Source organism: Ruminiclostridium josui JCM 17888 (assembly GCF_000526495.1).
Classification (GTDB): Bacteria; Bacillota; Clostridia; order Acetivibrionales; family DSM-1351; genus Ruminiclostridium; species Ruminiclostridium josui.
This window is the reverse complement of sequence record NZ_JAGE01000001.1, coordinates 2,281,501-2,287,500: the sequence shown is the minus strand read 5'-3', so window position 1 is coordinate 2,287,500 and position 6,000 is coordinate 2,281,501. Positions and strand designations below refer to the sequence as shown.

Here is a 6,000-nt window from a genome sequence, read left to right as displayed (position 1 = left end):
AACATTCTACTCTTCATGTGTTGACACTTTGATAAAACGCGTGATGCAAAAACTTAAATTAATAATTAAGGTTGTTTTTGCATGACGCTGTCGGCCAGCATCATATATTAAGAGTGCTCAGTGCTAAAGGTAACTCCGCTCGACTTGCATGTGTTAGGCACGCCGCCAGCGTTCGTCCTGAGCCAGGATCAAACTCTCAAATTAAAATTTATATGTTTCGCAGATAAATCTGCTACGCAATTAACTCATTTGATAAGCTTGTTAGCTCATTTAAAATTGCTGACTTTTTTCTAGTTTTTGTTTTCAAAAACCAGGTTGTAAAGTTCGCAAGTTACTCAATTTTGAAATCGTAAAACGATTTCGGAATTTTTCGAGTTCCTTTACATGTTTATCACTGTTTACTTTTCAAAGTCCATAAAGCCTTCTTACGACTGCTTTGTAAGGTTTTGCTGTTTGCTTGCCGCAATCAGCTTAATTATAATAACACGCCTCCACTTTGCTGTCAACACTTTTTTTACAAATTAATTAATCTTTTAAAACTATTGTATAAAAAATGCCTTCCCAACAGCAACGGCTTATTTAGAATATCATAATAGCACTTTTACTGTCAACAAATACTTTTACCATACAACTACCATTTTCGACTATTATTATAAATTATATGTTTTTTATACCTATGTTCTAATTTATTCTTTTATTTTCTTATACATTTTTAGGTTGTTGCAATTCAAGATTTTTAATAATTGAAACTTTATTCCCGCATTTATTAAACTTTATTTTATCACATAGTTGTCGAACTATAACCAATCCCCTGCCATGATCACAATACAGATTATTTACACAATCCAAATCTTTATTAGGCATAGCCGTTTTTGCATGGTTAAAACCGTTGCCCTCATCCATTACTCTCACATACAAGTAATTGTCAATTATTTTAAAAGTTACATATGCCCGTTTACAGTCATTGCACTTATTACCATGCAGCACTGCATTTACAATTAATTCATTGAGTATGACTTTTATTTCAAATATTACATCTTCGTCAACACAGTGCCCCGATGTGATGTAATCAAGAATTAGAGTAACAATATCGGATATGTCTACAGGATTGTTAATAATATAAGTAATAGCTCTCACAATTACACCTGCCTAAGTTTTGTTATATTATATAATACCCGTATTTTTAAGGTGCAAACACTTATGTATCTACTTGAGATATGTTCTGAATTTATCGAGTATTTTCTTTTCCATTCTCGAAATGTACATTTGCGAAACCCCTAGTATATCCGCTATCTGTTTCTGAGTCATGTTCTTAATATACCTATATGTTATAAATTCTTTTTCTATATCATTAAATGATGTTAATGCCTTTTCAAGAAAGTCTTTATTATCTATCATTTCATATGTTTTCTCGTCATACCCCAAAGTATCACCCAATTCAGAATCATTATCCTGATTAATTGTCTGATCCAAGGATTTTACTATTGCGGAGCTTCCAGCTTCTATTATCTCAAGTACTGTTTCAACAGGTATCCCCATGTATTCTGCTATTTCATCTGCCCTTGGTACTCTACTCAGCTTTTGTGTAAGTTCCTCTCTTGCCTTGTTTACTCCCTGCCTGGATTCATATATTCTTCTCGGAATCTTTATTGCTGTGCTTTTGTCTCTGAAAAATCGCTTTATTTCACCTAGGATTGTGGGAGTTGCAAAACTTATAAACTTTACTCCCTTATCCGGACTGAATCTGTCTACAGCCTTTATTAAGGCAAGACAAGCCACTTGATATATATCATCAAAGTCTACTCCTCTGTTTAAAAACTTTTTTGACAAGTATTCTGCAAGGCCAAGATAATTTGATACGATTTCATTTCTATAATCCTGATTCCCTGTACTTATGTATAAAGAAAATAACTGTGTTTCGTCGTAGTTTAATGTATTTTGTGTTTTGTTTTCCATAGCTATACTCCAATCTTTTTTGTCATTACTATGGAATGATTTTCATTGCAAAGCTCTACTGAGTCCATTAGAGCTTTCATAATGTATAATCCGTATTCGTTTTCTATGGACTGTTCAAAACAGTCTAGTGTGCCGTTTTCTGCTGTAAATGTTATTTTAATATTGTCAGTACTGATATCAAAAGATATTCTATATTGGCTTATATTCTTTTCTGCTCTTGATAGTATTATATTACATACTTCCGATACTGCCACCTTTATATCCTCAATTTCATCAATATTAAAACCAGCTCTGGTTGAGACACTTGATGCTGTTAGTCTTGCCGTACTTACATATTCGCTTTTTGCTGGCAAAACGAGTACTACATTATCATTTAAAATACTATTCATAATGTTCTCCTTTTTACTTTGTGTTAACATTTCAACTAGAAAAAAGGTACACGGTTAATGTGTACCCATTTCTCTTAAAATATGGTTTATTCTATTTTAAATAACTTGTCCAAACCGGTAATGAGAAATAACTTCTTTATATTATCCTTTAAATTACAAATGTATATATGATTGTCCTCTTTTCTTACCTCTTTAAGTGCGCCTACAAGTATACCTAAGCCTGTGCTGTCTATATAGGTAAGTTCCTTGCAATCTATATATAGGTCGCCATTGCAGGATTTAACCACCTCGTTCAGCTCGTTTTTAAAGTTCTGTGATGTGTGTATGTCAATTTCACCTGAAAGGATTATTTGGCATTTACCCCCATCCACAATTTTTTGAACACTAAGTTCACTATGTTCCACGTTACTACCCCCTTTACCAGCGTTTCTTTACAACCATAAAGTTAATCTGCGAATAACTTTGCCAGTTTTAGTATAAGTTCAAGGTTTTTAGGCTCTGCTCTAACAGCCAGTATCTTCTCAGGACCTAAAATATCTACATCCTTAAAAAATTTACTGTTGGTCACATCTATCCCATATAATTTAGGCTCAGAATCCCTATAAGATTTGACTGTTCGCTTTTCTTTCGGGTTCTGGGGCTGATTCCACTCTTCTACAACCTTTAGTTTCAGATAGTCACTGGACTTAGTATCTATTTTTAAGTCTTTTGCTACATCATCCATAGCCATAAAAGCACCGTCATAAGCATATTGATCAAATATATACTTGCTTAGCAAAAATACATCTGTATCCGAAGCTGCAAAAAGAACCATTGCTTTTTGAATATACATAGATGAATTCGGATCATTAATTCTATCACTAAGCATTACTGTTTCCAGTCCTACTTCCTTTATTTCGGGTATATTTTTTGTTATTTTTTGCTTAAATATATCAGTTGCCTGTACATTTACTTCACCTAGAACCCCTATGGTTATATCGGGTTTTACTTTGGTTACAATTGAATATACTGATGATGCTATGATTATAATAACTACAATCGTTACCAGTATGTGGTATTTATAGTAATGGAAAAAGTTATCCACCTTTTTTTTATCTATTCCAGCCTTTACAAATGCTTTATCAACATATGTTTCCTTTTCTGGTACTTTTGGCTCTTCTACCTCATAACCCATAAGGATTCTATAAGCATCCGTTTTCTTTTGGAAGTCTTCCTCAGCTTCTTTTGTCAAAGTACCATCCATTTTCATTTGACGGTATTTTTTTAATATTACGTCATATCTTTTTTCAATATCTTCTTTTGTTGAATTGGTTGTAATTTCCAAAATCGCTCTTGATTCTTTCTTTGTGTACTTCAAATTAACCTCCATGCCTAAGTTAAAGGCCGCCAATTACCATTAAGTTATCCGTTGTTTTATATGTTAATCACGTAAAGGTTAAATGTTTTAATCTTTTGGTTTCATTGTAGGGAATAATAGAATGTCTCTTATAGACGCTGAATCTGTCAACAGAATTATCAATCTGTCAACACCTATACCTAATCCACCTGTCGGCGGCATTCCATATTCCAATGCCGTAATATAATCATCATCCATCATATTTGCTTCTTCGTCTCCGGAATCCCTCTTTTTCACCTGACTGATAAATCTCTCTTTTTGATCAATAGGGTCGTTTAACTCAGAATATGCATTACCCATTTCTCTTCCTGTAATAAAGAATTCAAAACGTTCTGTTAATTCAGGACAATCCGGCTTCCTTTTTGTAAGAGGGGATATTTCTACAGGGTAATCATATATAAATGTAGGTTGAACCAGATTGTCCTCTACAAATTCTTCAAACAGAAGATTTAATATTTCCCCGCGAACCATGCCATCCTTTACATGAACCTTTTTGGATTCTGCAGCCGCTTTTGCTTCTTCATCCGTTTTTATTGTGTCGAAATCAATTCCTGAATATTTTTTTACTGCCTCTATCATAGTCATTCTGTTCCAAGGCGGAGTAAGATCAATTTCCTGTCCTTGATACTGAATCTTAGTAGTACCCAATGTTTCCATTGCTACAGTAGACACAAGGCTTTCTGTAAGTTCCATCATTCCCTTATAATCATTGTATGCCTCATACACTTCCATCATTGTAAACTCAGGATTATGCTTTACAGACATACCTTCATTTCTGAACATTCTTCCCATTTCATATACTTTTTCCATTCCACCTACTATAAGCCTCTTTAGGTAGAGTTCAGGTGCAATTCTCAGATACATATCTATGTCCAATGTATTGTGGTGTGTAATAAATGGTCTTGCCGCAGCTCCACCTGGAATTGTGTTCAATAATGGTGTATCAACTTCAAGAAACCCTCTGTTATCAAGGAATTTTCTAATTGATTTAATTATTTTACTTCTTAATATAAATGTATTTTTAACTTCCGGATTTACGATTAAATCCACATACCTTTGTCTGTATCTTAAATCTGTATCTTTTAAACCATGCCACTTTTCAGGTAATGGAAGCAATGACTTTGATAAAAGCGTAATCTCTTTTACCTTAATTGATATTTCTCCTTTGTGGGTCCTGAATATCTCACCCTTTACACCTACTATATCACCTATGTCATATTTTTTAAACATTTCATATGCTTCATCTCCAACTTCGTCTTTTCTGACGTAGAGCTGAATTTTTCCATACCTGTCCTGAAGGTCGCAGAATCCTGCTTTACCCATGCCGCGCTTTGACATTAACCTTCCGGCAATAGATGCTGTCTGACCTTCTTGCGCTTCGAAATTATCAATAATATTCTTAGTTGAGTTTGTTACATCGTACTTTACTATTTTAAAAGGGTCACAGTTTTTATCCTGTAAATCCTTTAGCTTGGCACGTCTTACTCTTAGTATCTCGCTTAAATCCTCTTCACTTTGTTGATTCTCCCGTATATTCTCTTCTGACATTATTTCCTCCTATTTATAAATAAAGTATTTAATGATTTCCTTATAAAAAACAGTTTACATTTTAATTAATGTAAACTGTAAGTATAATTATATATTAATTTTGCTTTTTGTGGCAACACATATTGTATCCATTCTTACTTAGATATCTCTAATATCTTAAATTTTAATACTCCATCAGGAACTTGTACTTCAACCGTTTCACCTTTTGAGTGCCCAATTAACGCTGCCCCTACAGGAGATTCATTTGAAATCTTTGATTTTAATGGATTGGCTTCTGTAGAACCAACAATCAAGTATTCTAGTTCTTCATCAAACTCAATATCATAAATCTTTACCTTTGATCCAAGGCTTACAACATCTGTGTTTACTTCATCTTCATCTATTATTCTGGCATGTTTTAGCATGGATTCAAGTTGTACAATCCTGCCTTCTACTTGTGCCTGTTCGTTTTTTGCTTCATCGTATTCAGAATTTTCAGAAATATCACCAAATGAAAGAGCCTGCTTTATTCTTTCTGCTACTTCTTTTCTTTTAGTTCCTCTTAAAAATTCTAGTTCTTCTTCCAGTTTCTTTAAGCCTTCGTAGGTTAAAACGACTTCTTTTGCTGACATTTGAAGCCCTCTCCTTTACCATTAATTTTTTTCTGCTAGACCAATAATTATTATATAGTATGCAAATTGTCTTTCCTAATATAATATTCAATTTGTTGAC

Annotated in this window: 7 protein-coding genes and 1 rRNA gene (1 of these 8 only partly in view); all 8 read right to left on the bottom strand. The window is 33.5% G+C overall.

Annotated elements, in window-relative coordinates; all coding sequences use genetic code 11:
- Nucleotides 1-204: ribosomal RNA gene (locus K412_RS0110605) — 16S ribosomal RNA — on the bottom strand; it reaches 1,441 nt to the left of the window's first position.
- Nucleotides 205-702: 498 nt separating this feature from the next.
- Complete coding sequence (locus tag K412_RS0110600) at nucleotides 703-1,137, bottom strand: ATP-binding protein (RefSeq protein ID WP_024833095.1); 435 nt, start codon at nucleotides 1,135-1,137, stop codon at nucleotides 703-705.
- Between the two features lie 69 nt (nucleotides 1,138-1,206).
- On the bottom strand, nucleotides 1,207-1,956 hold the full coding sequence (locus K412_RS0110595) for a SigB/SigF/SigG family RNA polymerase sigma factor (protein WP_024833094.1): 750 nt from the start codon (nucleotides 1,954-1,956) through the stop codon (nucleotides 1,207-1,209).
- Nucleotides 1,957-1,958: 2 nt separating this feature from the next.
- Nucleotides 1,959-2,345, bottom strand: coding sequence for an ATP-binding protein (locus tag K412_RS0110590; RefSeq protein WP_024833093.1), 387 nt, complete (start codon nucleotides 2,343-2,345; stop codon nucleotides 1,959-1,961).
- Between the two features lie 86 nt (nucleotides 2,346-2,431).
- A complete protein-coding gene (locus tag K412_RS0110585; RefSeq protein ID WP_024833092.1) occupies nucleotides 2,432-2,749 on the bottom strand; it encodes an STAS domain-containing protein in 318 nt (105 codons plus the stop codon).
- Between the two features lie 41 nt (nucleotides 2,750-2,790).
- On the bottom strand, nucleotides 2,791-3,702 hold the full coding sequence (locus K412_RS0110580; protein ID WP_024833091.1) for a hypothetical protein: 912 nt from the start codon (nucleotides 3,700-3,702) through the stop codon (nucleotides 2,791-2,793).
- 87 nt (nucleotides 3,703-3,789) lie between these two features.
- Complete coding sequence (lysS, locus tag K412_RS0110575; protein ID WP_024833090.1) at nucleotides 3,790-5,289, bottom strand: lysine--tRNA ligase; 1,500 nt, start codon at nucleotides 5,287-5,289, stop codon at nucleotides 3,790-3,792.
- Nucleotides 5,290-5,423: 134 nt separating this feature from the next.
- Nucleotides 5,424-5,900 (bottom strand): transcription elongation factor GreA, encoded by a 477-nt coding sequence (gene greA / locus K412_RS0110570; protein WP_024833089.1) that lies wholly within the window; start codon nucleotides 5,898-5,900, stop codon nucleotides 5,424-5,426.
- Between the last annotated feature and the right edge of the window lie 100 nt (nucleotides 5,901-6,000).